This window comes from Pseudomonas sp. UBA6310 (assembly GCF_002438225.1).
GTDB lineage: Bacteria > Pseudomonadota > Gammaproteobacteria > Pseudomonadales > Pseudomonadaceae > Pseudomonas_O > Pseudomonas_O kuykendallii.
In genome coordinates this window covers 47,197-70,381 of record NZ_DJTK01000051.1, presented here as the reverse complement: position 1 = coordinate 70,381, position 23,185 = coordinate 47,197, and the positions used below count along the sequence as shown (strand labels likewise).

The 23,185-nt window shown below is 64.1% G+C and carries 22 protein-coding genes and 2 pseudogenes; 15 read left to right on the top strand and 9 right to left on the bottom strand.

The window, feature by feature from the left end:
• Nucleotides 1–211 precede the first annotated feature (211 nt).
• Both B3E91_RS12305 and B3E91_RS12300 read left to right on the top strand, forming a co-directional pair.
• Nucleotides 212–3,003: pseudogene (locus tag B3E91_RS12305) on the top strand (PAS domain S-box protein).
• A 96-nt stretch (nucleotides 3,004–3,099) separates the two neighbouring features.
• On the top strand, nucleotides 3,100–3,522 hold the full coding sequence (locus B3E91_RS12300; RefSeq protein ID WP_287029672.1) for a thiol-disulfide oxidoreductase DCC family protein: 423 nt from the start codon (nucleotides 3,100–3,102) through the stop codon (nucleotides 3,520–3,522).
• Between the two features lie 13 nt (nucleotides 3,523–3,535).
• Here B3E91_RS12300 and B3E91_RS12295 read toward each other — a convergent pair whose 3' ends face one another.
• A complete protein-coding gene (locus B3E91_RS12295; protein WP_287029670.1) occupies nucleotides 3,536–4,447 on the bottom strand; it encodes a LysR family transcriptional regulator in 912 nt (303 codons plus the stop codon).
• Nucleotides 4,448–4,531: 84 nt separating this feature from the next.
• Here B3E91_RS12295 and B3E91_RS12290 point away from each other — a divergent pair, with 84 nt between their 5' ends.
• Entirely contained in the window at nucleotides 4,532–5,347 is an 816-nt protein-coding gene (locus B3E91_RS12290; protein WP_287029669.1) for an NAD(P)H-dependent oxidoreductase, read from the top strand.
• A gap of 25 nt (nucleotides 5,348–5,372) precedes the next feature.
• Here B3E91_RS12290 and B3E91_RS12285 read toward each other — a convergent pair whose 3' ends face one another.
• Nucleotides 5,373–5,651, bottom strand: a complete 279-nt coding sequence (locus B3E91_RS12285) for a LasR-specific antiactivator QslA (RefSeq protein ID WP_286786268.1) — start codon at nucleotides 5,649–5,651, stop codon at nucleotides 5,373–5,375.
• A complete protein-coding gene (locus B3E91_RS12280; protein ID WP_287029666.1) occupies nucleotides 5,651–5,905 on the bottom strand; it encodes a hypothetical protein in 255 nt (84 codons plus the stop codon). The genes B3E91_RS12285 and B3E91_RS12280 overlap by 1 nt, the downstream gene beginning before the upstream one ends.
• 559 nt (nucleotides 5,906–6,464) lie before the next feature.
• Between B3E91_RS12280 and B3E91_RS12275 the strand changes: the two genes are divergently transcribed.
• The 3 genes from B3E91_RS12275 to B3E91_RS12265 all read left to right on the top strand — a co-directional run bounded on the left by B3E91_RS12275 (nucleotide 6,465) and on the right by B3E91_RS12265 (nucleotide 9,445).
• On the top strand, nucleotides 6,465–7,322 hold the full coding sequence (locus B3E91_RS12275) for a restriction endonuclease (protein WP_287029664.1): 858 nt from the start codon (nucleotides 6,465–6,467) through the stop codon (nucleotides 7,320–7,322).
• 259 nt (nucleotides 7,323–7,581) lie between these two features.
• The gene (locus B3E91_RS12270; RefSeq protein ID WP_287029663.1) at nucleotides 7,582–8,514 is read left to right on the top strand and encodes a 5'-nucleotidase; all 933 of its coding nucleotides are present in this window, start codon (nucleotides 7,582–7,584) and stop codon (nucleotides 8,512–8,514) included.
• A gap of 40 nt (nucleotides 8,515–8,554) precedes the next feature.
• Complete coding sequence (locus tag B3E91_RS12265; RefSeq protein WP_287029661.1) at nucleotides 8,555–9,445, top strand: HNH endonuclease; 891 nt, start codon at nucleotides 8,555–8,557, stop codon at nucleotides 9,443–9,445.
• A 366-nt stretch (nucleotides 9,446–9,811) separates the two neighbouring features.
• Here B3E91_RS12265 and B3E91_RS12260 read toward each other — a convergent pair whose 3' ends face one another.
• Complete coding sequence (locus B3E91_RS12260; RefSeq protein ID WP_287029658.1) at nucleotides 9,812–10,723, bottom strand: AraC family transcriptional regulator; 912 nt, start codon at nucleotides 10,721–10,723, stop codon at nucleotides 9,812–9,814.
• Nucleotides 10,724–10,859: 136 nt separating this feature from the next.
• Between B3E91_RS12260 and B3E91_RS12255 the strand changes: the two genes are divergently transcribed.
• The 3 genes from B3E91_RS12255 to B3E91_RS12245 all read left to right on the top strand — a co-directional run bounded on the left by B3E91_RS12255 (nucleotide 10,860) and on the right by B3E91_RS12245 (nucleotide 12,625).
• On the top strand, nucleotides 10,860–11,603 hold the full coding sequence (locus tag B3E91_RS12255) for an SDR family NAD(P)-dependent oxidoreductase (protein ID WP_287029657.1): 744 nt from the start codon (nucleotides 10,860–10,862) through the stop codon (nucleotides 11,601–11,603).
• Nucleotides 11,604–11,621: 18 nt separating this feature from the next.
• Entirely contained in the window at nucleotides 11,622–12,035 is a 414-nt protein-coding gene (locus tag B3E91_RS12250) for a VOC family protein (RefSeq protein ID WP_287029656.1), read from the top strand.
• A 179-nt stretch (nucleotides 12,036–12,214) separates the two neighbouring features.
• A complete protein-coding gene (locus B3E91_RS12245; protein ID WP_287029654.1) occupies nucleotides 12,215–12,625 on the top strand; it encodes a VOC family protein in 411 nt (136 codons plus the stop codon).
• A 135-nt stretch (nucleotides 12,626–12,760) separates the two neighbouring features.
• Here B3E91_RS12245 and B3E91_RS12240 read toward each other — a convergent pair whose 3' ends face one another.
• The 3 genes and pseudogenes from B3E91_RS12240 to B3E91_RS12230 all read right to left on the bottom strand — a co-directional run.
• The gene (locus B3E91_RS12240) at nucleotides 12,761–13,186 is read right to left on the bottom strand and encodes an anti-virulence regulator CigR family protein (protein ID WP_090229087.1); all 426 of its coding nucleotides are present in this window, start codon (nucleotides 13,184–13,186) and stop codon (nucleotides 12,761–12,763) included.
• Nucleotides 13,187–13,375: 189 nt separating this feature from the next.
• Entirely contained in the window at nucleotides 13,376–14,239 is an 864-nt protein-coding gene (locus B3E91_RS12235) for an AraC family transcriptional regulator (protein WP_287029652.1), read from the bottom strand.
• Between the two features lie 269 nt (nucleotides 14,240–14,508).
• Nucleotides 14,509–14,727: pseudogene (locus tag B3E91_RS12230) on the bottom strand (cupin domain-containing protein); the annotation flags it as partial.
• A gap of 122 nt (nucleotides 14,728–14,849) precedes the next feature.
• Between B3E91_RS12230 and B3E91_RS12225 the strand changes: the two are divergent.
• The gene (locus B3E91_RS12225) at nucleotides 14,850–15,830 is read left to right on the top strand and encodes an MBL fold metallo-hydrolase (RefSeq protein ID WP_287029650.1); all 981 of its coding nucleotides are present in this window, start codon (nucleotides 14,850–14,852) and stop codon (nucleotides 15,828–15,830) included.
• A gap of 193 nt (nucleotides 15,831–16,023) precedes the next feature.
• A complete protein-coding gene (locus tag B3E91_RS12220) occupies nucleotides 16,024–16,971 on the top strand; it encodes a LysR family transcriptional regulator (RefSeq protein WP_287029649.1) in 948 nt (315 codons plus the stop codon).
• A gap of 114 nt (nucleotides 16,972–17,085) precedes the next feature.
• Here B3E91_RS12220 and B3E91_RS12215 read toward each other — a convergent pair whose 3' ends face one another.
• Complete coding sequence (locus tag B3E91_RS12215) at nucleotides 17,086–18,792, bottom strand: 2-isopropylmalate synthase (RefSeq protein ID WP_287029648.1); 1,707 nt, start codon at nucleotides 18,790–18,792, stop codon at nucleotides 17,086–17,088.
• Nucleotides 18,793–19,097: 305 nt separating this feature from the next.
• On the opposite strand from B3E91_RS12215, the gene B3E91_RS12210 reads away from it, so the two are divergent.
• The 4 genes from B3E91_RS12210 to B3E91_RS12195 all read left to right on the top strand — a co-directional run bounded on the left by B3E91_RS12210 (nucleotide 19,098) and on the right by B3E91_RS12195 (nucleotide 22,131).
• Nucleotides 19,098–19,862: an AraC family transcriptional regulator gene (locus B3E91_RS12210; RefSeq protein ID WP_287029647.1), complete on the top strand. Its 765-nt coding sequence runs from the start codon at nucleotides 19,098–19,100 to the stop codon at nucleotides 19,860–19,862.
• 127 nt (nucleotides 19,863–19,989) lie between these two features.
• Nucleotides 19,990–20,334 carry a metalloregulator ArsR/SmtB family transcription factor gene (locus B3E91_RS12205; RefSeq protein WP_287029646.1) on the top strand — a complete coding sequence of 115 codons (345 nt, stop codon included), beginning with the start codon at nucleotides 19,990–19,992 and terminating at the stop codon, nucleotides 20,332–20,334.
• 19 nt (nucleotides 20,335–20,353) lie between these two features.
• Nucleotides 20,354–21,646 carry an arsenic transporter gene (locus B3E91_RS12200; RefSeq protein WP_287029645.1) on the top strand — a complete coding sequence of 431 codons (1,293 nt, stop codon included), beginning with the start codon at nucleotides 20,354–20,356 and terminating at the stop codon, nucleotides 21,644–21,646.
• Between the two features lie 14 nt (nucleotides 21,647–21,660).
• Nucleotides 21,661–22,131 (top strand): arsenate reductase ArsC, encoded by a 471-nt coding sequence (locus B3E91_RS12195; protein WP_287029642.1) that lies wholly within the window; start codon nucleotides 21,661–21,663, stop codon nucleotides 22,129–22,131.
• A gap of 214 nt (nucleotides 22,132–22,345) precedes the next feature.
• Here B3E91_RS12195 and B3E91_RS12190 read toward each other — a convergent pair whose 3' ends face one another.
• The gene (locus B3E91_RS12190) at nucleotides 22,346–23,101 is read right to left on the bottom strand and encodes an SDR family oxidoreductase (RefSeq protein ID WP_287029640.1); all 756 of its coding nucleotides are present in this window, start codon (nucleotides 23,099–23,101) and stop codon (nucleotides 22,346–22,348) included.
• Between the last annotated feature and the right edge of the window lie 84 nt (nucleotides 23,102–23,185).

Below are 23,185 nucleotides of genomic sequence, written 5' to 3'. Positions count from 1 at the left end.
TAACAGGTCGCGGATACAAGCCCGCCAGAATGAGTGACGTTGCGTGAGTGGGAACATCCTGAAAGACCTGAGCCGCGAAGCGCTCGAAGCCGAAGTCCTGCGCCTGCGCGCGGCGCTGGAAAAGGCGCAGGCCGACGGCCATCGGCCGACCACCGTCGCCGCGGCGGACCCGGAAGCCTCGCACGACGATACCCCGGCAGAAGCCAGCCACCTGGGGCTCGGCGGCAGCAGGGCTCGCCAGCGCGTCCTCTTCGAAAACTCCATCGACTTCGCGATGATCGTTGCCGACCCGAACGGCGTGATTACTGACTGGAATCCGGGCGCCACGCACCTGCTGGGCTGGACCGCCGAGGAAATGCGCGGCCAGGACGCCACGCGGTTCTTCTTCCCCACCGAGCGGGCTGGCGGCCGGATCGACCCCGAGATGCAGCGCGCGCCGGAAGAACGCTGGCACCTGCGCAAGGACGGCCAGCGCTTCTGGGCGTCCGGCGAGATGATGCCGCTCTACGATGACGACGACACGCATCTGGGCTACGTCAAGATCTCCGCGACCGCACCCCCGAGCACCTGGCCGGGCGTGCCATGGAGGAAACCCAGGAGCGCTATCGCCTGGTGGCCAAGGCCACCAACGATGCGATCTGGGACTGGGACCTGATCGCCAACCACGTGCTCTGGAACGATGCGCTGGAGGACGCCTACGGCCACCGCCTGGCGCCGCAGGACATGACCGGCGACTGGTGGATCGCGCAGATCCACCCCGACGACCGCGCACGCATCGACGACTCGATCCACGCCGTGATCGAAGGCGACACGACGAGCTGGAGCGCCGAATACCGTTTCCGCCGCCACGACGGCAGCTATGCCGAGATCCTCGACCGTGGCCATGTGATCCGCAACGACGAAGGCCAGGCCGTGCGCATGATCGGCGCGATGCTCGACCTGACCCGCCTGCGCACCGCCGAGGCGGCGTTGCGGGAGAGCGAGGAGCGCTTCCGGACGATCCTGGAAACCATCGAGTCGGCGTTCGCCATCGTCCAGGTCAAGTTCGATGTCGACGACCAACCGGTGGATTACCGCTTCGTCGAGGCCAACCCGGCCTTCGAGCGCCAGGCCGGCGTGAACCTGCGCGGCAAATGGGTCACCGAATTCGCCCCCGACCTGGAGCGCTTCTGGTTCGAGACCTACGGGCGCGTCGCGAAGACCGGCGAGCCGGCGTCCTTCGAGAGCTACGCGAGGGCCTTCGAGCGCTGGTTCGACGTGCGCGCGGTTCGCGTGGGCGACCCCGCCGACCGGCAGATCGCGATCCTCTTCAGCGACGTCACCGCCCGCCACGCCGCCGAAGACCGCCTGCGCACCAGCGAAGCCGTCGCGCGGCAGAACGTCGAGCGCGTGCAGCTCGCCCTCGCCGCCGGCGCCATCATCGGCACCTGGAACTGGGACCTGCCCACCGACTGTTTCAACGTCGACGAAGCCTTCGCCCACTCCTTCGGCATAGACCCGGCTCTCGGTCGCGAAGGCCTTAGCCTCGAACAGGTGATCGCCACCGTGCACCCCGAGGACCGCAACGGCCTGATCGCCGCGATCGACAAGGCCATCGCCCGCGGCGGCGCCTACGCGCATCAGTACCGGGTGCGACGCGCGGACGGCCGGTACTACTGGATCGAGGCCAACGGCCGCGTCGACCTCGCCGAGGACGGCACCCCGCGGCGCTTCCCCGGGGTGCTCATCGATATGGAGGAACGGCGCTCCGTCGAGGCCGAGCGCGACCGCGCCAACGCCGCGTTGCGCGCGCTCAACGACACCCTCGAGCAGCGCGTGTCCGAACGCACCACCGAGCTGATGCAGGCCGAGGAAAAGCTCCGCCAGTCGCAGAAGATGGAAGCGGTCGGCCAGCTGACCGGCGGCCTCGCCCACGACTTCAACAACCTGCTGGCGGGCATTTCCGGCGCCCTCGACCTGATGAGCGCGCGGATCGCCCAGGGTCGCTGGAACGACCTCGACAAGTACATCGTCACCGCCCAGGGTGCGGCCAAGCGTGCCGCTGCCCTGACGCATCGGTTGCTGGCCTTCTCCCGGCGCCAGACCCTAGACCCGCGGCCGACCGACGTGAACGGCCTGATACAGGGCATGACCGAGCTGATCCAGCGCACGGTCGGCCCCGGCATCGTGGTCGATACGCTGGCCACGCCGGACCTCTGGCCGACGCTGGTGGATGCCAGCCAGCTGGAAAACGCCCTGCTGAACCTGTGCCTCAACGCCCGCGATGCCATGCCCGGCGGTGGCCGCATCGTCATCGAGACGGCCAACCGCTGGCTGGATCACGAGTCCGCGGGCGCGCTGGACATGCCCGGCGGCCAGTACCTGGCGCTGTGCGTCACCGACAACGGCACCGGGATGACGGCGGATGTCATGGCCAAGGCCTTCGACCCCTTCTTCACCACCAAGCCCATCGGCCAGGGCACCGGGCTCGGCCTGTCGATGATCTACGGCTTCGCCAAGCAGTCCGGTGGCCAGGTGCGCCTGCATTCCGAAGTGGGCCAGGGCACCACTATCTCCCTCTACCTGCCGCGCTTCCACGGCGATGCGGGGGAGGACGAGGACGACACCGGCGCGCTGCCGGCGGAGTTCGCCGACGCCGGTGAGACGATCCTGATCGTCGACGACGAGCCGACGGTGCGCCTGCTGCTGACCGAAGTGCTGGGCGATCTCGGCTACACCCTGATCGAGGCGGCGGACAGCCTTTCCGGGCTCAAGGTGTTGCAGTCGGATGTGCACATCGACCTGCTGATCACCGATGTCGGCCTGCCCGGCGGCATGAACGGCCGGCAGATGGCGGACGCGGGACGCGAAACCCGCCCCGACCTGAAGACGCTGTTCATCACCGGCTATGCGGAAAACGCCGCGGTCGGCAACACCCAGCTCGGCCCGCGGATGCAGGTGCTGACCAAACCCTTCGCCATCGACGCGCTCAGCGCCCGGGTGCGCGAGCTGCTGGCCGTGTAGGTCGCCCGGCCGCTCGCGACCTGCCGTACGGTCGCGACGTCCGCCGCAGCTCCGTGGTCTACCGCCCATGATCCACGGCGCACACCTGGAGAGCCGATGAAGACCCCGGAGTTTCCGCTGACGCTGTACGTCGACCTAGCCTGCCCGCTGTGCGCCCGCGAGGTGCGCTGGCTGGCCCGCCATGCCCGCCCCGAACGGCTGGTCATGCGCGACATCAGCGCGCCGGACTTCGATGCCGAGGCCAGCGGGCGCAGCCTCCAGCAACTGAGCGAGTGCCTGCATGCGCGCAGCGCCAGCGGCGAATGGCTCACGGGTATCGACGCCACGCTCTGGAGCTGGCGCGCGGCGGGCGTTGGCCGCTGGGTCGCGCCGCTGGCCTGGAAGCCGCTGCGGCCGCTGTTCCTGGCGGGCTACCGGCTGTTCGCCCGCGCCCGCCCGCACCTGGCCTGGTTGCCGAATCCCGACGCCAGCCGGCGCTGCCGGGATGCCTGCCCGACGGACGAACCGCCCGGCCGCTGAGGCAGCGGTTTACCTACACGGCGGCGTCCGCCTCGATGCTCCCCACGATGTGTTCGCGCAGCCAGCGGTGCGCCGGGTCGCGGTGCGAGCGCTCGTGCCAGAGCATGGTCATCTCGTAACCCGGCACCGCCACCGGCGCCTCGACCACGCGCAACGCGGGATTACCCCGCACCAGGCGCCACGGCAGCATCGCTACCAGATCGGTGCCGCTCAGCGCCGCGATCACGAAGAGGAAATGCGGGACGGACAGCGCCACCCGGCGTGACAGCCCGACCGCGGCCAGCGCCTCGTCGGTGACGCCACGAAAGCCGCCGCCGTCCGGGGAGACGATCACCTGATCGAGCTGGCAGAAGCGCTCCAGCGACGGCGCCGTCTGCAACGCCGGATGCCCGGCGCGCCCCGCCAGCACGTAGCGCTCGGCGAACACCGTGCGCCCGTGCAATCCGGGCGGCGCCCCCTCCAGGGTGTGGAACGCCAGGTCGACGAGCCCCTGCTCCAGCTGCTTGGCGATGCGCGGCGGCACCAGCTCCACCACCGCCAGGCGCGACTCCGGCGCCTGCGCGGCGAACCCCGCCAGCGCCGGCAGGACCAGCGTGGTCTCGCCGTAGTCGGTCGCTGCAAGGCGCCAGGTCTGCTGCGCGGTCAGCGGATCGAACGGCGCCGAGGGTGCCACCGCGCGGCCCAGCGCTTCGAGCGCCTGGCGCAGCGGCTCGCGCAGCTCGTCGGCCTTCGCCGTGGGGCGCATGCCGCGCGGGCCCGGCATCAGCAACGGGTCGCCGAAGAACTCGCGCAACTTGGCCAGATGCACGCTGACCGAAGGCTGCGCGAGGTTGAGCCGCTCCGCCGCACGGGTGACGTTGTGCTCGGTGAGCAACACGTCAAGCGTGAGCAGCAGATTCAGATCGAGCTTTCTGAGATTGTTCACGGCTATACCAGGGATTTCGGATATTCATTTCCACAATACCGGACGCACGATCATCCTGCGCGCATCCGACAGTGGAGCTTTTCGATGAATATCCTTCTGGTATACGCGCACCCCGAACCCCAATCCCTCAACGGCTCGCTGAAGGACTTCGCCGTCCGCCATCTCGAAGCCGCCGGGCACCACGTGCAGGTCTCCGACCTCTACGCCATGCGCTGGAAACCCGTGCTGGATGTGGACGACAGCCTGGCGCCGCGAGGTGCGGAACGCTTCGACCCCTCCGCGGACTCGAAACACGCCTTCGACAACGGCCTGCAAAGCCCGGACATCGCCGCCGAACAGGCCAAGCTGCTCTGGGCCGACGCGGTGATCCTGCAGTTTCCGCTGTGGTGGTTCAGCCTGCCGGCGATCCTCAAGGGTTGGGTGGACCGCGTGTACGCCTGCGGCTTCGCCTATGGCGTGGGCGAGCATTCCGACGCCCGCTGGGGCGAGCGCTACGGCGAAGGCACGCTGGCCGGCAAGCGCGCGATGCTGGTGGTGACCACCGGCGGCTGGGACAGCCACTACGGCCCTCGCGGTATCAACGGGCCGATCGACGACCTGCTGTTCCCGATCCAGCACGGCATCCTCTACTACCCCGGCTTCGACGTGCTGCCGCCCTTCGTCGCCTACCGCACCGGTCGCACCGACGCGGCCCGCTACGCCGCGCTGTGCGAGCAACTCGGCGAGCGCCTGGACACGCTGTTCAATACCGCGCCCATCGCCTTCCGCCAGCAGAATGGCGGCGCCTACGAGATTCCCGCGCTGACCCTGCGCCCGGAGATCGCACCGCAGCGGACCGGCTTCGCCGCGCACATCCAGGGGCCGGACGAAACACGCGGCGATACCGACGAACGCAGATAGAGGGCCGATCCACGCGGCCGCCCTGCTAGCCCGACGGCAGGCCACCGTCGCCCGGCGAGCGCAATCGCTGGTGCAAGCGGCTGAGAAAGCCGATATCGAACGCCCGGCGCGCCGCCTCGCTCCTCAGCAGGTCACGCTCGGCCAGCATCCCGGCCCACAACCAGCCAGGATTGGGGCTCGCCAACCAGGCCTGCGCGCAGTTCGCGCCCAGATCGAAGGCGGCTTGCTGCCTGGCCGGGAGGTTGATTTCGACGCCGGGATGCTCGTCGTGGGCGGCCAGCCGGCACACGCCACGGCGACTCATCAGCCGCCCTCCCTGGCCTGTTCGATGACATTGACCAGCAGCGCCGCCAACTCACGAATGCGCGCCCGTACCTGCCGGATCTCCCTGGCGTCCAGGTACATCATCTGATCGTTTTCCGGCTCGGCGGAGCCGAACTGGCGCAGCAGCAACGCCAACTGCAACTCGGCCTCGATCCGGTAGGGATAGTTCTTTTCACGCGCGCCCGCGGCAGACGCTTGCAGTGAAGGGAAGGCAATGTGGTTCGACTCAGCCACGACACACCTCCAGAACGAAGGTGATCGATACGACGCAAACAGCAGGGAGGTGCCCGTGCGTAAAAGGGGGATAGCGCATTTTCCTTATGCTCCTTCGTGATTTAAGGAGCCGCGTTCCAACCGTTACCACACGGATGGAGGCGGACCGTGCAAGGGTGGTAAACCGGCTCACGAAGGAATGCCGGCCGAGCCGAAGCCCGCCTCACACGGCCCGCCATAAATGCACGAGAAAACAACAGGCATAAAAAAAGCGCCTGCTCTCGGCTATAGCGCTACCGCGCCTTCGTGTATTTCCGGGTTACCACACCCAGGCCACGGGATTGACCGTGACCGGCGCACTCTAGCGCGGGGGGTGGGGGTAGGACAAGGAAAGGGGGGGTTGGGAAAGGGGTTTAGGAAGAGGGTTGCCCGGAGCCCGGCTTTCCCTTGCGTGATGCACTTCTCATGGATACCTTCCAAGTTGCTTGCGATGCGCAATCTTTGGCGCACGTCCGGCTCAGCAGAATGGAAGTAAGACGATGGCGCCAACGAGCGTGGCGCCGGGAACAAGGAGACAAGGATGGCTCGCCGCAAGACCAATGCTGTCGAAGACCTCATCTTCATCACTAGCCGCCTGCCCTGGTGGCTGAGCCTGCTACTCGCGCCGATCGCCTGGTACGCCCTGCACGGCTACGCCACCAGCGCCCTGCCCGTACTGACAGACCCCAAGCATTTCTCCGAAGCCCTCACCGGCTCGGCCTTTCGCGGTATCGCGACCTTTCTCCAATACCTGATTCCCGCCGCCTGCGTGATCGGCGCATCGGTTTCAATCATCGGTCGCAGCAAGCGTAAACGCCTGCACCGTGACGTTGCGCAGGCCACTCGCAGCGGTCGCACGCTGCAGAACATTTCCTGGCGGGAATTCGAAGCACTGGTCGGCGAGAACTTCCGTAACCAGGGCTACAGTGTCAGCGAAACCGGCGGCAACGGCCCGGACGGCGGCGTCGACCTAGTGCTGCGCAAGGACGGCGAGAAGTATCTGGTGCAGTGCAAGCAATGGCGCGCGCTCAAGGTCGGCGTCCCGGTCATCCGGGAATTCCTCGGCGCAATAGTCGCCGAAGGCGCGGTCGGCGGCTTCGTCGTCTGCGCCGGCACCTTCACCGCTGAAGCCAAGTCCTTCGCACAAGGCCGCAATATCCGCTTGGTGGAAGGCAAAGAACTCGACCGCTGGATCACCCTGGACGGCCACCGTCCCAGCACACCGGTCGAGCCACCCATTGCCAGCGCAACCGCACCGACAGTTCCGCCCTCCGCGCCAAAATGCCCGGTATGCCAGTCCGCGATGATCAAGCGCACGGCGAAGAAAGGCCCGAATACGGGAAATGAATTCTGGGGATGTACGAAGTGGCCGGGATGTAGAGGCGTTATATCGGTTTGAAGCGCCTCAACGTAGGGTGGAAATCGCGGAGCGTTTTCCACCGATGGGCGTGGAGTTAATCGGGTGTTGAACGCTTATGGATATATCCGAAAAAGCCGGCAGACAAGTAGAGCGTTGCCCACCCTACGAATTCAGATACTGAAGCCTGATTTTATCCAGGCTACCTAGCTGCAAGTAAGCGGCTAGAGCCTTCAGGTTAAAACTCTTAAGCCCACACATGAACACCACGAATCACAAAAATTTAGATAGCGAGGACTAGATGCCGTACGAACTAGACGATCGATTAGTCATTGGTGTGGCATCAAGTGCGGTATTCGACCTAAATGACTCCGATGCGGTATTCAGGAGCCAAGGCGAAGAAGAATATCGTAAGTTTCAAGAAAAAAACCTGAACAATCCACTTCCCAAAGGAATTGCATACCCTTTTATCAAGCGCCTTCTTTCACTGAATGATTTAAGCGCCAGTCCTCAAGATCCTATTGTCGAGGTAGTTCTGCTCTCCAGAAACGATCCTGACACGGGACTTCGGGTAATGAAGACCATTGAACACTATGAGCTTGGAATGACTCGCGCAATCTTTATGCAAGGGAAATCCCCCTACGAGTACATCCCAGCCTTAAATATTTCCTTATTTTTATCGGGAAATAAGTCCGATGTTGACGGCGCAATAAAAGCCGGACATCCTGCCGGACAAGTTCTTAAGTCAAAATTTGACGATGACGAAAGTGACAAGGCATTAAGAATCGCATTTGACTTCGATGGAGTTTTAGCCAGCGATGAGTCTGAATCAGTCATGCAAGCGTCTGGATTAAGCGAATTCCATGCGCACGAATTAAAAAATGTAATGCAGCCACATAACCCAGGGCCACTAAAAGAGTTCTTGGTTCGCATGGCAAAGATTCAGTCAATTGAAGAGAGCCATAAAATACTAAATTCAGAATATGAAAACCGCATTCGAGTTTCTATCGTCACCGCCCGAAATGCACCATCACACGAACGGGCATTAAACACACTGAAAAGCTGGGGAGTAATGGCGAATGACGCCTTCTTTCTAGGGGGCATTGACAAAGGACGGATATTAGGAGTCCTCAAGCCGCATATTTTCTTTGACGACCAGCCTAGTCATCTCAAATCAGCAAGTACCGTTGTCCCATCAGTACATATCCCGTTCGGAATAACTAATCGCGACTAAGCAATAGAGACCGCTCCCATTTTAATTTTAGGTACTTTCATTGAACTATTACTTCTTCAATATCGGCGGCCCGGGCGAACAGGCATGGTGGCACATCTGCCGAGACAAGGGCATGATCACTCTTGGCTATAAGGGAATCGCAGGCGATTTAGGCGAGCGGTACCTAAGAAACAAACTTGAAGAGGGTGATGTTCTGCTGGCCTACGCAAATGGAAGAGGCTTCGTTGGGGTAGGCGTAGCAGGCTGCCGTAGCACTTATGAATTGAGGAATGATCCATTTCCAGCACCAGCTTGGACTCATAAACACATTCGTTCCGTGCGCTGGCTATCTACAATTAATGAGTTGCAGTATGCAGTCCACTACACGAAAGCTCGTATCCACGTACCACGGCAGGCAATGCGCCTGCTACCTAAGGAAACAGCGGAACGGATTATTACTTTGATTAATCTAGCTTCGGGGCAGGACGCTTTCGAAGTATTGGAATCAATAGAGGCCGACCAAGTACAGCGTGATATCGAGGCCTCGGACCAGCCGACTACTAGAAAAGAGCAATTGATTCAAGCGCGGGTGGGGCAAGGAACGTTTCGAGCCAAAGTGCTAGCAATCGAAACCATGTGCCGACTTACAGGTGTAAGTGACGCTCGCTTTCTGATTGCCAGCCATATCAAGCCATGGAAGGACTCGGAAGACGGCGAGAGGCTGGACGGTAATAATGGCTTGATGCTCGCGCCGCATGTAGACAAATTGTTCGACCGCGGGTGGATCACCTTCAAAGATAACGGCACGCTGCTGGTCATAGATGCGGCTATACCCGTACTAAATTCCTGGAGCCTGAATGTCTCTGCAAACGTGGGGGAGTTCAACTCGGAGCAACGTGTGTTTCTCAAATATCACCGGGACGAGGTGTTTGGAAAACACCTAACGCTGTAAGACGGACCATGATTTTTAGCAAATAGTTTGGAAAACGCGCCCCCATCTCGCCATCTCACCAGCTCGCGAACAAAAGAACGACCTCAGCGGTACTCAATGAACAAGTAATGTGAAAGCCGGTAGACACACAAGGCGTCGTCCACCCTACGAAAGCAAGTTCTCCCACGGCCGCCCAGTGCCTGCTCAGCCGCTTGTCCGAGAACGCCAGCCAGGATCTGGGCTCGCCAACCTGCCCTGCCCGCGGTTCACGCCCTGATCGAATGGTTTGCTGCCAGGCCGAGAGATTGATTTCAACGGCGGGCTGATCGAACCGACGCATGGACCGAATAGCGGGAATGCCCAGGCGGGCTGCCCGTCCAGGGTCAGCTAACCCTGGAGGGGAATCGGCTTTCTGGGTGCGCGGGTTTCGCCGAGAATTCTTCCTGCATCCCTGGCAGGCGGGAGGCCGAACACCTTCACGTAGTCCCGGCTGAATTGCGTTGGGCTTTCGTAGCCCACCTCGAAGGCGGCCTGGGTGACGTTCCTGCCGCTGGCGACCATCAGCATGCGTGCCTGGAGCAAGCGCACGCGCTTTTGATACTGCAAGGGACTCAAGGTGGTCACCGCCTTGAAGTGCCGGTGAAAGGCCGAAACGCTCATTGCCGCTCTCTGGGCCAGGCGCTCTACCCTGATCGGCTCGGCGAAATCCCGACGAATCCACTGGATGGCCGTGTTCACGCGGGCCATGGCGGTATCCGGTGCGGCGATTTCCCGAAGCATCCAGCCATGGGGACCTTGCAGGACGCGAAACAGTATCTCGCGCTCGTAAGCGGGCGCGAGGGCTGCGATGGCGTCCGGGTTGCCCATCAATCGCATCATGCGCACCCAGGCATCCATCAGCTCGGGCGTGACGGCCGCTACCGAGAAACCCGGGTCGCCTTCATGCCGGTCGGCAGGTTTGGGCAAGTCCGCCAGGAGTGTGGCCAGCACGGCGGGATCGAGCGTCAGGCTGATGGCCAGGTAGGGTTCGCCCGAGGGCGCGGGGTGCACCGTGCCCACCGCGGGTAGCTCGATGGACATGACGAAATAGGTCGCCGGGTCATAACGCAGCGTGCGATCACCCACGCTCATGGTTTTGCTGCCCTGCAAGATCAGGTTGATCATCGGGTCATAGACCGCCGCCAGCATATGCTCGGGAACCTTGCCCTGGACCATGGCGACGCGCGGGATACCCGTTTCCGTGCGGCGGTTCTCGGCCATTGCAGCCAGGGTGCGGAGTTCTTTCAGTTGATCGTTCATGCCGGCCATGCTGAATGGAGCAGCGGGATCGGCGCAAGCAAAAAGCAGAAACAGGCAGGTTTCGAGCAGGAACGGCTGCGGGCGCGATGACGGGGCCTCGTAATGTGGAGGCTCATGCGATCACCTGGAGCACGTCATGGGCGTCATCGTCATAACCGGAGGCAGTCGAGGGATCGGGGCCCGTACAGCGGAACAGGTCGCCCAGCGCGGAATGGGCGTCATTCTGACGTACAACCAGCATCCGGATGCCGCGGATGAGGTGGTGCGACGCATCACAGAAGCGGGAGGCAAGGCCGTTGCACTCAAGCTCGACGTGGCGGATGTCGGAAGTTTCGAAGCATTCCGTACAGCCGTTCTCGCTGCGCTGCGGCAAACCTGGGATACGACCACCCTCGCAGGCGTGGTGAACAATGCTGGTTACGGCCTGTTCAACCCGCTGGAGTCGGTCAGCGAGGCGCAGTTCGATGGCCTGTTCGACGTTCATCTCAAGGGGCCTTTCTTCCTGACGCAGACCCTGCTGCCTCACCTGGAAGAAGGCGCCGGCATCGTCAACCTGACCAGTGCAACCACCCGTGTCGCCACGGCAGGAGTGGCACCTTACGCCGCGTTCAAGGGCGGATTGGAGGTGCTGACGCGTTACATGGCCAAGGAGTTCGGCGACCGGCGTATCCGCGCCAACGCGGTATCTCCCGGGGCGATCCGAACCGAATTGGGCGGCGGCCTCGATGACGCGTTCGAGGCGATGCTGGCGGCACAAACGGCGCTAGGCCGGGTCGGTGAGCCAGACGACGTCGCCCGCGTCATCGCCATGCTGCTGTCCGAGGACGGGGCCTGGATCAATGCCCAGACCCTCGAGGTCGCGGGCGGCTACATCATCTGAACGAGCGGGAGGCACGCCATGCTGGACCACATTTTTCTGTCCGTGAGCGATATCGAGCGCTCTATCCGCTTCTACGAAGCGGCCCTGGCGCCGCTGGGCATTGCCACGCGCCTGGACTACGACGGCAAGGATGGCCCGCCCGGGCATCCGGACCTCAAGGGCTTCGGCGCCCACGGGCGCATGTTCTTCTGGTTACGCGCGGGTGAGGTCGATAGTCGCTCGGTGCATGTCGGGTTCGTAGCGAGCAGCAAGGCCCAGGTTGAACGCGCCTACGCGGCCGCACTGGCCAATGGCGGGTTCGACAAGGGCCCGCCGGGCGCGCGCCTGCACTACGACCCGAACTACTACGCCGCGAATGTTCAGGACCCAGATGGGTACAGCCTGGAGTTCGTCTACAAGAACTGGCAGCACCCTCAAGGAAGAACTCAGTGATCCGCGGCCGCTACCGGTTGGCTGATCGGGTGTAGAGACACGGCGTCACCCACGCGGTTCTCATTGAACTCCAGGGATGCGTAGTGACGTTCACACGGCCACGTTCGCCCCCTGACCCGCTCGCTGTAGCGGCTGAATTCAAACCTGCCGAATGATCGGCGTTTTTAGGAAATAACCTGATGAGTCAATTCGTTGGATCTGCAATCGATCATCTGGGCATGGGTGTTTCGGACATTCTGCTGGCGCGCCGCTTCTACAAGCAGGCGCTCGCGCCACTGGGGATCACCTTGATGATGAGCATCGACGCCGATCCGCCTCAATCGAGGCCTCGGCGGCTGGGGTTCGGTTCTGCAGGCAAGCCCTTCCTCTGGCTGCACGAGGCTTCCATCCCCAACTCCGGAGCGCACATCGCGCTGATCGCCGACAGTCGAGAGGCTGTCGACGCGTTCCATGCGGCGGCCATGGCCGCTGGCGGCAGCGACAACGGTGCGCCCGGGCTCCGGCCCCGTTACCACGCCGATTACTACGCCGCCTATGTATTGGGCCCTGACGGCGTGAATCTGGAGGCTGTCTGCCAGCGCGCGACTTGAGCAGGCAGGGCGTTGTCCAGCCGGACGCCTGAACTTTCCAGGCTGCCTGGCTCAGCGATGACGGCAAGGCCTCGTGAGGTCTGGGAGGCGGACCGAGTGGACGATGGCTTCGCCCCGGTAGCTCGCCGTCATCCGCTAATCCAGAACGCCACGCAGGACTTCGTAGATCACACCGGTAGCGATGGTCACCAGAAGCAGATCCGTGCCCACCTGCTGCCACTCATACCCCTCGTAGTGCGGGAGACGACCGAGCAGGCGGCTATCCAGCTTCTTCGCGATTCCAGGAGGAAGAGGTTTGCCGCGGGCAAGGTTCTTCTGGATTCCCGGGGGTAATGAGGCGCCTGGACTCCAATAGTCGCGATTGTCATTGAGGATGACGCGCACCCCGCCTGAATCGATGTCCGGGCTACCTTGCCAACCGCCTCCAGCGCCCTGCTCGTTGTGGGCTCCCTTGCCATGCTTATTGCCTTTACCGCCACCCGGATCGGCAAGCAGCGCAGGCGTGGCACCGATCAACGAGACGCTAAGAAGGACCGACAACAGCGTCTTGAATTCAGGCATCTGCATATTCTCCAGTGATTCGCCTCGTTTCCCAGGCTCGCGACTTGCCTGGATAGCTGACGGCGAAAAGCACTTTCGGTTCCGTGCTACGCAACTGCCGGCAGCGGTGGCCGGGCGAAGGTAGACGCTGGAGCAAGCAGCAGGAAAGCCGATGTGGGACGCCCGGCGGCAAAGTATGAACGCTCCAGGCTATTGCAGCGGGACATAGATGTCCGTCTGGCACGCCTCTAACGGTGTCTCGGGGAAGACGCTCAAGTAGTGGAAGAACAGCGGGTGATCGCGGAGTTCTTCGTTGCTGCCAGGCAGCCAGTCGCGATAGACCGGATAGATGCTCTCGCCGATGTGATCGGGCGAGCCGATATGGCGAACGACCGCGCAACGGCCGCCGGGAATGATCATCTCGCGGACGCCGTAATCGTTCGGCAGCACGGCCCCGTCGATTTCGCCGCAGAGGGCGAAGCGGAATTCTTCCGCCGGTGTCGTGTCCGGGTTGCCGTAGGGAATGCCGAAGGTGCGCTGGGTGCCTACCGGCGACTGCCCGCTGCTCTTACGCCACTGGATGAATCGGCGCACGCTCTGGTCCAGCTGTGCGGGAGGGCCGCAGTGATCGAGCGCGGCGACCCGGACTTCGGCGAAATCAACGATACGTACCTGCATGCTAATGCTCCTGGAAAAATGGGGAATGGCGAAAACCGCATGCCAGGTCTGCCAGTTCGGCTGCTGCCGGAACGCACTGGGCGCCATGCCGAAGTCCCGTCGAAAGGCCCGACTGAATGCCTCGGGGCTGTCGAAGGCGGCGTCGAGCGAGGCGTCCAGCACCGAGTATTCCGCGCCGGACGCCAGCCGATGCGCCGCGCGCCGGAGACGCATCAGCTGCACATAGCGTGCAACCGGCACGCCCACATGGGCGGTGAATTGCCGGTGGAAGTGAAACGCCGAGAAATGCGCCACCTCGCTCAAGGCCTTCAGCGAAAGGTCACCCTCCAGGTGGTCATCGATGTAGGCGAGCACGGCGTCGAAGCGTTTGCCGTAGGCAGTTGGAGTTTCGGGCACTGGACGCTCCTGGTTATGCGGTCGGCGACAGCATCTCCCGATCCGCAACGGGCGCGCCTAGCCGGACTTGCTCAGGTTACGCCCATGGCGGCCGCCTCCGCCGGTCAGCCGCGGCTATCTGTTAGCACGGCGATGACAGGCTGGTCGGTCGCTACCCGTCGGCTCGTATTGCCATCGGCCGAGCAAGCAGGGTGGACGACGCTTCATCCGTCCACCGTGTCTCCAGGCTCCCCGGCTGCCCGCCGGCCTCGTACTCGGAAAGATTCGGGTCAGATCCACAAATCGTTCAAGGCAGTCCGTTCGCCACCTTCATGGCCCGTGTTCAAGATACCGCGCGGCTCGATCATCATCACTTTCGCTTCACCGCACGCTACTGTCCTGTGCTCGAGCCCGCGCGGCACGACATAGAGTTCTCCCGGGTTCACATGGACACAGCCGTCAGGCAGGTCGATGCGCAAGACCCCTTCCAGTACCAGGAACGCTTCATCAGCAGCCACGCGCCTCGCTGCATCCAGCCATCCATCTCATGGATACCCCGTATAGATTTCCGCTCCCTGGTTGGATACCACGCGAGCCTCTACGCTGATGCCTCACACTCAGGAGACTCACCATGAGCAAACCGAACAGAGCATTCGCTGCCGTTCTATTCACGGCCTTCCTGTTAAAGTTCCCTCTCGCACACGCCCAGCCCGATCCCCTGCCCGCGCACACCGTGCAGCAGCAGGCAGGCGGCTACAAGGTGCGGGTCGGCGACGTGGAGGTGACTGCGCTGAGCGATGGCACCATCCCCATCGATCTGCATGCCTTGCTCAAGGGCGCAGCGCCCGAGGACATCGACAAGCTGTTGCTGAAGAGCTTCCAGCGCAACCCGCTGGAAACCTCGATCAACAGCTTTCTCGTGACCCTGCCGGGCCACCAGGTGCTGGTCGATACCGGCGCCGGGCAGTTGTTCGGCCCCGGCAAAGGCGGGCGTCTGCCCGAGAGGCTGGCAAGTCAGGGCCTCAAGCCTGAAGACATCACCGAGGTGCTGCTCACGCATGCCCATTCGGATCATTCGGGCGGGCTGGTCAGGGACGGGCAGCGCGTGTTTCCCAATGCCACGGTGTATGTCGGCAAACCCGACCTGGATTTCTTCTTCGATGAAAGCAACCAGAAGCGAACGGGCTACGAACAGAAGTATTTCGACGTCGCCCGCCTGACCCTGCAGCCCTACCTGGACGCCGGCAAGGTGCGGACGTTCTCGCAAAGCGAGGAGGTGCTGCCAGGCATCACCGCCACGCTCCATCCGGGGCATACGCCGGGCTCGGCCTTCTACAAGCTGACCAGTGCCGGCGAGAGCCTGACCTTCGTGGGTGATCTCATCCATGTGGCAGCGGTGCAGTTTCCCCTGCCCGGGGTGACGATCACCTTCGACCAGAACCAGGCCAAGGCCGCCGCCGTGCGCAAGGCGCAGTTCGCCTCCTTCGCCAAGGAGCGGGCCCTGATAGCCGCGCCTCACCTGCCCTACCCCGGCATGGGCCATCTGCGGGGCAATGCCGGCGGAGGCTATGATTGGGTTCCCGTGACCTATACCGACCGCGAGGCGCACTAGGCGCTGTATGAAAGGCACCTGCGCCCGGGGCTGCGTTGTAACGATCCGGCGGGATCGCCAGCCCGGTCGGGAAGGCGCCGCCGGCCAGGGCGCCTTGAGCGAATGATGCGCGGCGTACAGCCTGCGAACGCGGACGCGGGCCCAGTTCAATCCTCCGCGGGTTTGCCTCGCCCAACCTGTCCGGAGACTTTTCGTGCAGCCCTATGAGATCGCCGGTATGAAGTTGCCTTCGGGTATCGACATGGACCTGCTGCTGACCCTGGATGCCTTGCTGGACGAGCAGAACATCACGCATGCGGCCTCGCGCCTGGGCATCAGCCAGCCGGCGATGTCTGCCCGGCTGTCCCGCCTGCGCCGGGTGTTCGGCGAGCGGCTTTTCATCCCGGCGCCTACCGGGCGCGGCGTGCTGCCGACACCCCGTGCGCTGGCGCTGCGCCCGACCTTGCAGCAGGTGCTCAACGGCATGTCCGCCCTGCTGGAGCCGGTGGGGTTCGATCCCGCCACCAGCCAGCGCACCTTCGTGGTGGCCTTGCACGAAAATCCGGCCCTGATGGTGGGCGCCGACCTGTTCAACCGCCTGCGCGAAAAGGCGCCGCTGGCGCGCCTGCGTTTCGCCCTGCCCGATCCCGACACGCTGCCCCGGCAGATGGAGCAAGGTGAAGTCGACCTGTTCATAGGCATTGGCGAATCGGCCAGCGGGGATTGGGTGGGACGCCGGTTGTTCACCGACCACTTCGTGACTGCACAGCGCAAAGGCCATCCACGCGGGCCGCGTGAACTCGGACTGGAGGATTTCTGCTGCGCACCGCATTTGCTGGTGTCCTCGGCCGGTGACCCCTTCGTCGGCATCGTCGACCGCGTTCTGGCCGAACGCGGCAGAAGCCGCCAGGTGATGATGTCGACGCAGAGCTACGCCATGGCGCCGGCGCTGGTGGCGGGCACCGATCTGCTGTGCACGTTGCCACGCCGCCTGCTGAGACAGTTCGCCACCTCGCTGGACCTCTTCGAGCCGCCGATCGACCTGCCATCGCTGGCCCTCAACGCCTATTGGCACCCACGCAACCATGAGGATGCCGCCAGCATCTGGCTGCGCGAGCAGGTCCTGCAGATTGCCGGCGTGCTGGAGCGAAACGAGGGCTGACTCGCTGTCAGCCCTCGGTCTGCTTCGTCATCCCCGTCGACCTGAATCCCGGAGTTCGCCGCTTCGCATCGCAGCGCGGCAGCTACCTTACGCAGGTGGTCGCCCTGCCGCCCGTCAGGGCTGACGCGCAGTCTGGCTCAGTTTCCACGCCAACTGCGCCGGGCCGTCGTCGAAGCGGGACACCGCGACCAGCAACGCCTGGATCGAGGCAACGACGATATTGGCGTGGCTGCCGGCACCGAAGCGCGAACCGGCCACGCCCGGCCAGGCTACCTCGACCAGCGCCAGGGCATTGGCGGCGGCACCGCCCCCCAGGCTGCGTTCCTCGTAGCTGTCGACCCGGATGGGCAGGCCGAGCGCCGCCACGGCAGCGTCGATAGGGCCGTTACCGATGCCCTGCAGCGTCTGCCGGCGGCCGCCTGGCAGCTCGATCTCCAGCCTCAGGCCCTGGCCAGCCTGGGCCTCGAACAGCTGATGGCCGAGATAGACCAGCTCTCCACCAGCGCGCGCGGGTGCCAGGTAGTGGCACTGGAACAGCTCCCAGAGCTCGGCGCTGGTCAATTCCGTTTCGCTGCTGTCGGCCATCTTCTGCACGATGGTGCTGAACTCCACCTGCATGCGCCGCGGCATCGACACGCCGTGGTCGCGCTGCAACAGGTAGGCGATGCCGCCTTTGCCCGACTGGCTGTTGACCCGCACGATGCTGTCGTAGGTGCGCCCCAGGTCCTTCGGGTCGATCGGCAGGTAAGGCACTTCCCAGATGCCATTCGGGTCCTGTGCGGCGAAGCCCTTGGCGATGGCATCCTGGTGCGAGCCGGAGAAGGCGGTGAACACCAGGTCGCCGACATAGGGATGGCGCGGGTGGATCGGCAGCCCGGTGCAGGTCTCGGCGACCCGCGCCACGCCGGCGATGTCGGAGAAGTCCAGGTGCGGGTCGACGCCCTGGGTGTAGAGGTTCAGTGCCAGGGTGACCAGGTCGAGGTTGCCGCTGCGCTCGCCATTGCCGAACAGGCAGCCTTCCACCCGCTGGGCGCCGGCCAGCAACGCCTGCTCGGCGCAGGCCACGCCGGTGCCGCGGTCGTTGTGCGGATGAACCGAGAGCACCACGTGCTCACGGCGCGCCAGGCGCTCGTGCATCCATTCGATCTGGTCAGCGAACACGTTGGGCGTCGCCACCTCTACCGTGGTCGGCAGGTTGATGATGATGGGCCGCTCGGGGCCGGCATCCCAGGTGCGAATGGCGGCGTTGCACATGCGCAGCGATACCTCCAGCTCGGCCATGCAGAAGGTCTCCGGGGAGTACTGCAGCACCCATTCGGTCTGCGGATGCGCCACCACCTTGTCCTTGAGCAGTTGCACGTGGCGCACTACCAACTGCTCCACTTCATCGACCGAGAGGCCGAACACCACCCGCCGCCAGACCGGTGCGATGGCGTTATACAGGTGCACGATCACCCGCCGCGCGCCAGCCACGGCGCGCACCGTCTCGTCGATCAGGTCTTCGCGCAGCTGGGTCATGACCATGGGCGTGACGTCGTCGGGGATGCCGCCCTCGTCGATCAGCTGGCGGATGATCTCGAAATCGGTGCGCGAGGCGGCCGGAAAGCCCATCTCGATCTCCTTGAAACCGAGGCGCACCAGCTCGCCGAACAGGTGCAGCTTGCGTTGCCGGTTCATCGGCTCGAACAGCGCCTGGTTGCCGTCGCGCAGGTCGGTGGACAGCCACACCGGCGCCTGGGCGATACGGCGCGATGGCCAGCGGCGGTTGGGCAGGTCGATGGAGGGAGAAGCACGGTACTTGGTTTGCGGATTGCGCAGCATGGGCGAACCTCGAACGGGAGAGCGAACAGTGCCGACCTCCCCTGCCCGCCATGGCGGGCTGTTCAAGGCCGGGATCTGGGGGAGATCGCAAGTCGGCGCCACACACGTGGCGACAGACCCCGGCCGAAGCTCAGGGCAAGTAGCGTTAGCGAGGGCGGCAGGAGGTTCATGGCGCGGTTCCGGTGAAAGAGGTGCCCAGCTTAGGCAGCCGGAACGCCGGCAACTCACGACAAATGGTCCATTGTTGTCGCCAAATGGTCATTCCTGCCGCTAAGCTGGCGGGCCACGCATCTTGGCCCCACCCCATGGTCGACCACAGCCAACTGCCCCACGAAGCCCTGGCGATGCCGGTCACCGGCGTGTCGGTCGACTACCCCAACGGTCATCAGGTGCCCGCCCACAGCCATCCGCGCGCGCAGCTGATCTATGCGACCTCCGGAGTGTTGCTGGTGGAGACCGCGGCCGGTCGCTGGGTCATACCGCCAACCCGCGCGGTGTGGGTGCAGGCGGGCGTCGAGCACGCCCTGCGCATCCGCGGCAGGGCCTGCATGCGCAGCCTGTTCGTCAGCCCCGACGCCATCGACGGCCTGCCCACGGGCAACTGCGTGATCGATGTGTCACCCTTGCTGCGCGAACTCATCCTGGCGGCCACCCAGGTGCCGGCGCAGTACACAGCCGACAGCCGGGACGGGCGCCTGATGCGCTTTCTTCTCGACGAACTCTGCAGCCTGCCAGTGCTGCCCTTCCACCTGCCCTGGCCGGAGGACGAGCGCATCGCGCGCGTCTGCGTGGCCCTGACGCAACACCCGGCGCTGGCCGGTGGCGCCGAGCATTGGGCAGACCGACTGGCCATGAGCCCGAAGACCTTTCACCGCCGCTTTCTGGCCAGCACCGGCATCACCTTCGGCCGCTGGCGCCAGCAGGCGCGCCTGCTGCTATCGCTCGAAGCCCTGGCCGAAGGCCAGCCGGTGTTGCACGTGGCGCTGCAGCATGGCTACGAGAGCCAGAGCGCCTTTGCCGCCGCGTTCCGCCGGCAGTTCGGCGTCGCGCCGTCGAGCTTCTACACATGAATCCGACAAATGCGTTGGCGGATGACGAGCGAGCCTGAGCGGCCGGGCGACGACGGTCGTGACCGATGAGCCTGTCCTTCACATATGGAAATCCGTATATTCGCTTTCCCGTATGTGAGGTGACGCCATGATCACTCCGCCCGAAGTCTTCAGGAACCTGGCCGACGAGACCCGTGCTCGCGCCACGTTGCTCATCGCCAGCCAGGGCGAGCTTTGCGTCTGTGAGCTGGTCTGGGCCCTGGACGACAGCCAGCCGAAGATCAGCCGCCACCTGGCGCAGCTACGCAGCAGCGGCCTGCTGCGGGATCGCCGCCAGGGCCAGTGGGTCTATTACCGCCTCAATCCCGAACTGCCCGCCTGGGTGCAGGAGATGCTGCAGGTCATCCTGCAGGCGAATGCACAGTGGCTGGCCGACAACACCCTCCGCCTGCAGAACATGGACGGCCGCCCCGTCCGTGACGCCTGCTGCTGACCCTACGAGCGAGTCCTCCATGCTGGTCGCCATTGCCGTATTCGTCTTTACCCTCGTCCTGGTCATCTGGCAGCCCAGGGGCCTGGGTGTCGGCTGGAGTGCCGCGTTGGGGGCGATCATCGCCCTGGCCGCAGGCGCTGTTTCGCTGCACGACATCCCGGCCGTGTGGGCCATCGTCTGGAATGCCACCGCCACCTTCATCGCCGTGATCATCATCAGCCTCCTGCTGGACGAGGCCGGTTTTTTCGAGTGGGCGGCGCTACACGTGGCACGCTGGGCGAACGGCAGCGGCTATCGCCTATTCGCCTTCTGCGTACTGCTTGGCGCTGCCGTTTCGGCGCTGTTCGCCAACGATGGCGCGGCCCTCATCCTCACGCCCATCGTCATGTCGATGTTGCTTGCCCTGCGCTTTTCGCCCGCGGCGACCCTGGCCTTCGTGATGGCTGCCGGCTTTATCGCCGATACCGCGAGCCTGCCGCTGGTGGTCTCCAACCTGGTGAACATCGTCTCGGCCGATTACTTCGGCCTGGGCTTCGCCCAGTACGCGTCGGTGATGGTGCCGGTCAACCTCGCCAGCGTCGCGGCCACCTTGCTGGTGCTGTTCCTGTTCTTCCGCCGCGATATCCCGCGACGGTACGCGCTCGATGCGCTCAAGGAGCCGAAGGCGGCGATCCACGACCGCGCCACCTTCGTCGTCGGCTGGTGGACATTGCTGGTGCTGCTGGTCGGCCTGTTCGCTCTGGAGCCGATGGGCGTTCCAGTCAGCGTGGTCGCTTCGGTCTGCGCCGCGCTCCTGTTGGCCGTTGCCGCGCGTGGGCATCGCATTTCCACCCGCCGGGTGCTGCGTGATGCGCCCTGGCAGGTGGTGGTCTTCTCCCTCGGCATGTACCTGGTGGTGTACGGCTTGAAGAACGCCGGCCTCACGGACGTCCTTACCCAGCTGCTCGACAGCCTTGCCGAACAGGGGCTGTGGAGCGCCGCCATCGGGACCGGACTGCTCTCGGCGTTGCTGTCCTCGGTGATGAACAATATGCCCGCCGTGCTGGTCGGCGCCCTGTCGATCCAGTCCAGCGGCGTGGAGGGCCTGGTACGCGAGGCGATGATCTACGCCAACGTCATCGGCTGCGACCTCGGCCCGAAGATCACCCCGATTGGCAGCCTCGCCACCCTGCTCTGGCTGCATGTGCTGGAGCGCAAAGACATGCGCATCACCTGGGGCTACTACTTCAAGGTCGGCATCCTCCTGACCCTGCCCGTTCTGCTGATCACCCTTTCGGCCTTGGCACTGCGCCTGGGTCTGTCCGCCCCCTAGCTTAGGAGCCTCAGATGCGAGTCCTGTTCATGTGCACGGCCAACAGCTGCCGCAGCATCCTCTGCGAAGCGCTGTTCAACCATTGGGCGCCGGAAGGCTTCGAGGCAATCAGTTCCGGCAGCTTCCCCAGGGGCCAGGTACTGCCACGTAGCCTCACCACGCTGCAGCAGGCTGGCATCTCCACCGAAGGCCTGAGCAGCAAGGGTAACGAGGCGTTCGAGGACAACCCGCCGGAGATTGTCATCACCGTCTGCGACAAGGCCGCCGGGGAAGCCTGCCCGGCGTACTTCGGCCCCGCACTGAAATCCCACTGGGGGCTGGCAGACCCTTCGGATGTGGTCGGTGACGAGGCGGCCATCGACGCCGCCTTCCGCGCCACGCTGGCCCGCATCGAGCAGCGCTGCCGGGCCTTCTTCGCCCTTCCCTTCGACAGCCTCGGCCACGACGAACTCGAACGCGAGCTGGATCGCATCGGCGCGCTCTGAGCAGGAAGCACCTGTCCGACCGACCTTTCGCTGTCCGCCAGCGAAGCGCCGACCCGCAAGCACAAGCCGCGCATCCTGCGGCGGTATGCGCGCCTTCAGCCACAGGCGGACGGTCAGCCAAAGGTGTCCGCGAGCCGTGCAGCGCCTGGAAAGCGCGTTGCCCACACGGCTATCGCGGCGTGACAGGAGGACGAGCGTTTTGCCAGCCACGCCGTCACGCAGAGGCGTGCTGCTCAGCTTCCAGCGCGACGGCATCAGCGCCAGCGGCGGTGCGCATGGGCGAGGCCGGGTCGTTCGCTACGCGCCATACCGCTTCGGCGACATCGTCGGCCTCAGTGACCTCGGATGCTTGAGACCACTCCGCGAACATCTTCTGCGCCAGTTCGGTATAAGGCTCCGGAATGCTGCCTTGCACGCGGGACTGTGCGTTCTTCCCGAAGTCGGTCGTCGGGGCTCGCCCCGGCAGCACCAGATTCACCCGGACATTGAACGCTGCGAGCTCAAGTGCGAGCGACTCGGTGAACGCATTCACCGCCGCTTTGCTCGCGGTATAGACGCTCAGCAGCGGCAATGACTTCATCGTTACGCTCGAAGTGACATTGATGACCACTCCGGCTTTACGCTGCCTGAACTGCGGCAATATCGCCTGAATCATCGCCATCAGGCCAAAGGTGTTGGTCTCGAAGGTTTCGCGGATTGCCTGCATCGAGAAGCCTTCGAGTGCGCCCAGCAAGCCAATGCCGGCATTGTTGACCAGCACGTCGATTGGCCCCGCGTCCTCCAGCACCCGCTGGATGCTGCCTGGATCGGTCACGTCCAGCGCCAGCACGCGGAGATGTTCGGATGCGGGAAAAAGCCCCTCGTTTGGCGAGCGCATCGTCGCGATGACCTTCCAGCCGCGCTCCAGAAAATAGTGAGCGGTGGCCAGACCAAAGCCGGAGGAGCATCCCGTAATCAGCACGGTTTTCATGGGTAGTACCCTTGCGTGGTTGACAGAGCCATAACGATAGGCTGCTGCAACCGGACTTAATATAATTTGAAGTCCGTTAGTATT

Bases quoted from the DNA above. Each gene is read 5' to 3' on its own strand.
- B3E91_RS12200 (WP_287029645.1), top strand. From the start codon at position 20,354: ATGCTGGTCGCCATTGCCGTATTCGTCTTTACCCTCGTCCTGGTCATC.
- B3E91_RS12275 (WP_287029664.1), top strand. From the start codon at position 6,465: ATGGCTCGCCGCAAGACCAATGCTGTCGAAGACCTCATCTTCATCACT.
- B3E91_RS12215 (WP_287029648.1), bottom strand. From the start codon at position 18,792: ATGCTGCGCAATCCGCAAACCAAGTACCGTGCTTCTCCCTCCATCGAC.
- B3E91_RS12270 (WP_287029663.1), top strand. From the start codon at position 7,582: ATGCCGTACGAACTAGACGATCGATTAGTCATTGGTGTGGCATCAAGT.
- B3E91_RS12195 (WP_287029642.1), top strand. From the start codon at position 21,661: ATGCGAGTCCTGTTCATGTGCACGGCCAACAGCTGCCGCAGCATCCTC.
- B3E91_RS12245 (WP_287029654.1), top strand. From the start codon at position 12,215: ATGAGTCAATTCGTTGGATCTGCAATCGATCATCTGGGCATGGGTGTT.
- B3E91_RS12210 (WP_287029647.1), top strand. From the start codon at position 19,098: ATGGTCGACCACAGCCAACTGCCCCACGAAGCCCTGGCGATGCCGGTC.
- B3E91_RS12300 (WP_287029672.1), top strand. From the start codon at position 3,100: ATGAAGACCCCGGAGTTTCCGCTGACGCTGTACGTCGACCTAGCCTGC.
- B3E91_RS12240 (WP_090229087.1), bottom strand. From the start codon at position 13,186: ATGCCTGAATTCAAGACGCTGTTGTCGGTCCTTCTTAGCGTCTCGTTG.
- B3E91_RS12260 (WP_287029658.1), bottom strand. From the start codon at position 10,723: ATGAACGATCAACTGAAAGAACTCCGCACCCTGGCTGCAATGGCCGAG.
- B3E91_RS12205 (WP_287029646.1), top strand. From the start codon at position 19,990: ATGATCACTCCGCCCGAAGTCTTCAGGAACCTGGCCGACGAGACCCGT.
- B3E91_RS12285 (WP_286786268.1), bottom strand. From the start codon at position 5,651: ATGAGTCGCCGTGGCGTGTGCCGGCTGGCCGCCCACGACGAGCATCCC.
- B3E91_RS12190 (WP_287029640.1), bottom strand. From the start codon at position 23,101: ATGAAAACCGTGCTGATTACGGGATGCTCCTCCGGCTTTGGTCTGGCC.
- B3E91_RS12255 (WP_287029657.1), top strand. From the start codon at position 10,860: ATGGGCGTCATCGTCATAACCGGAGGCAGTCGAGGGATCGGGGCCCGT.
- B3E91_RS12250 (WP_287029656.1), top strand. From the start codon at position 11,622: ATGCTGGACCACATTTTTCTGTCCGTGAGCGATATCGAGCGCTCTATC.
- B3E91_RS12290 (WP_287029669.1), top strand. From the start codon at position 4,532: ATGAATATCCTTCTGGTATACGCGCACCCCGAACCCCAATCCCTCAAC.
- B3E91_RS12225 (WP_287029650.1), top strand. From the start codon at position 14,850: ATGAGCAAACCGAACAGAGCATTCGCTGCCGTTCTATTCACGGCCTTC.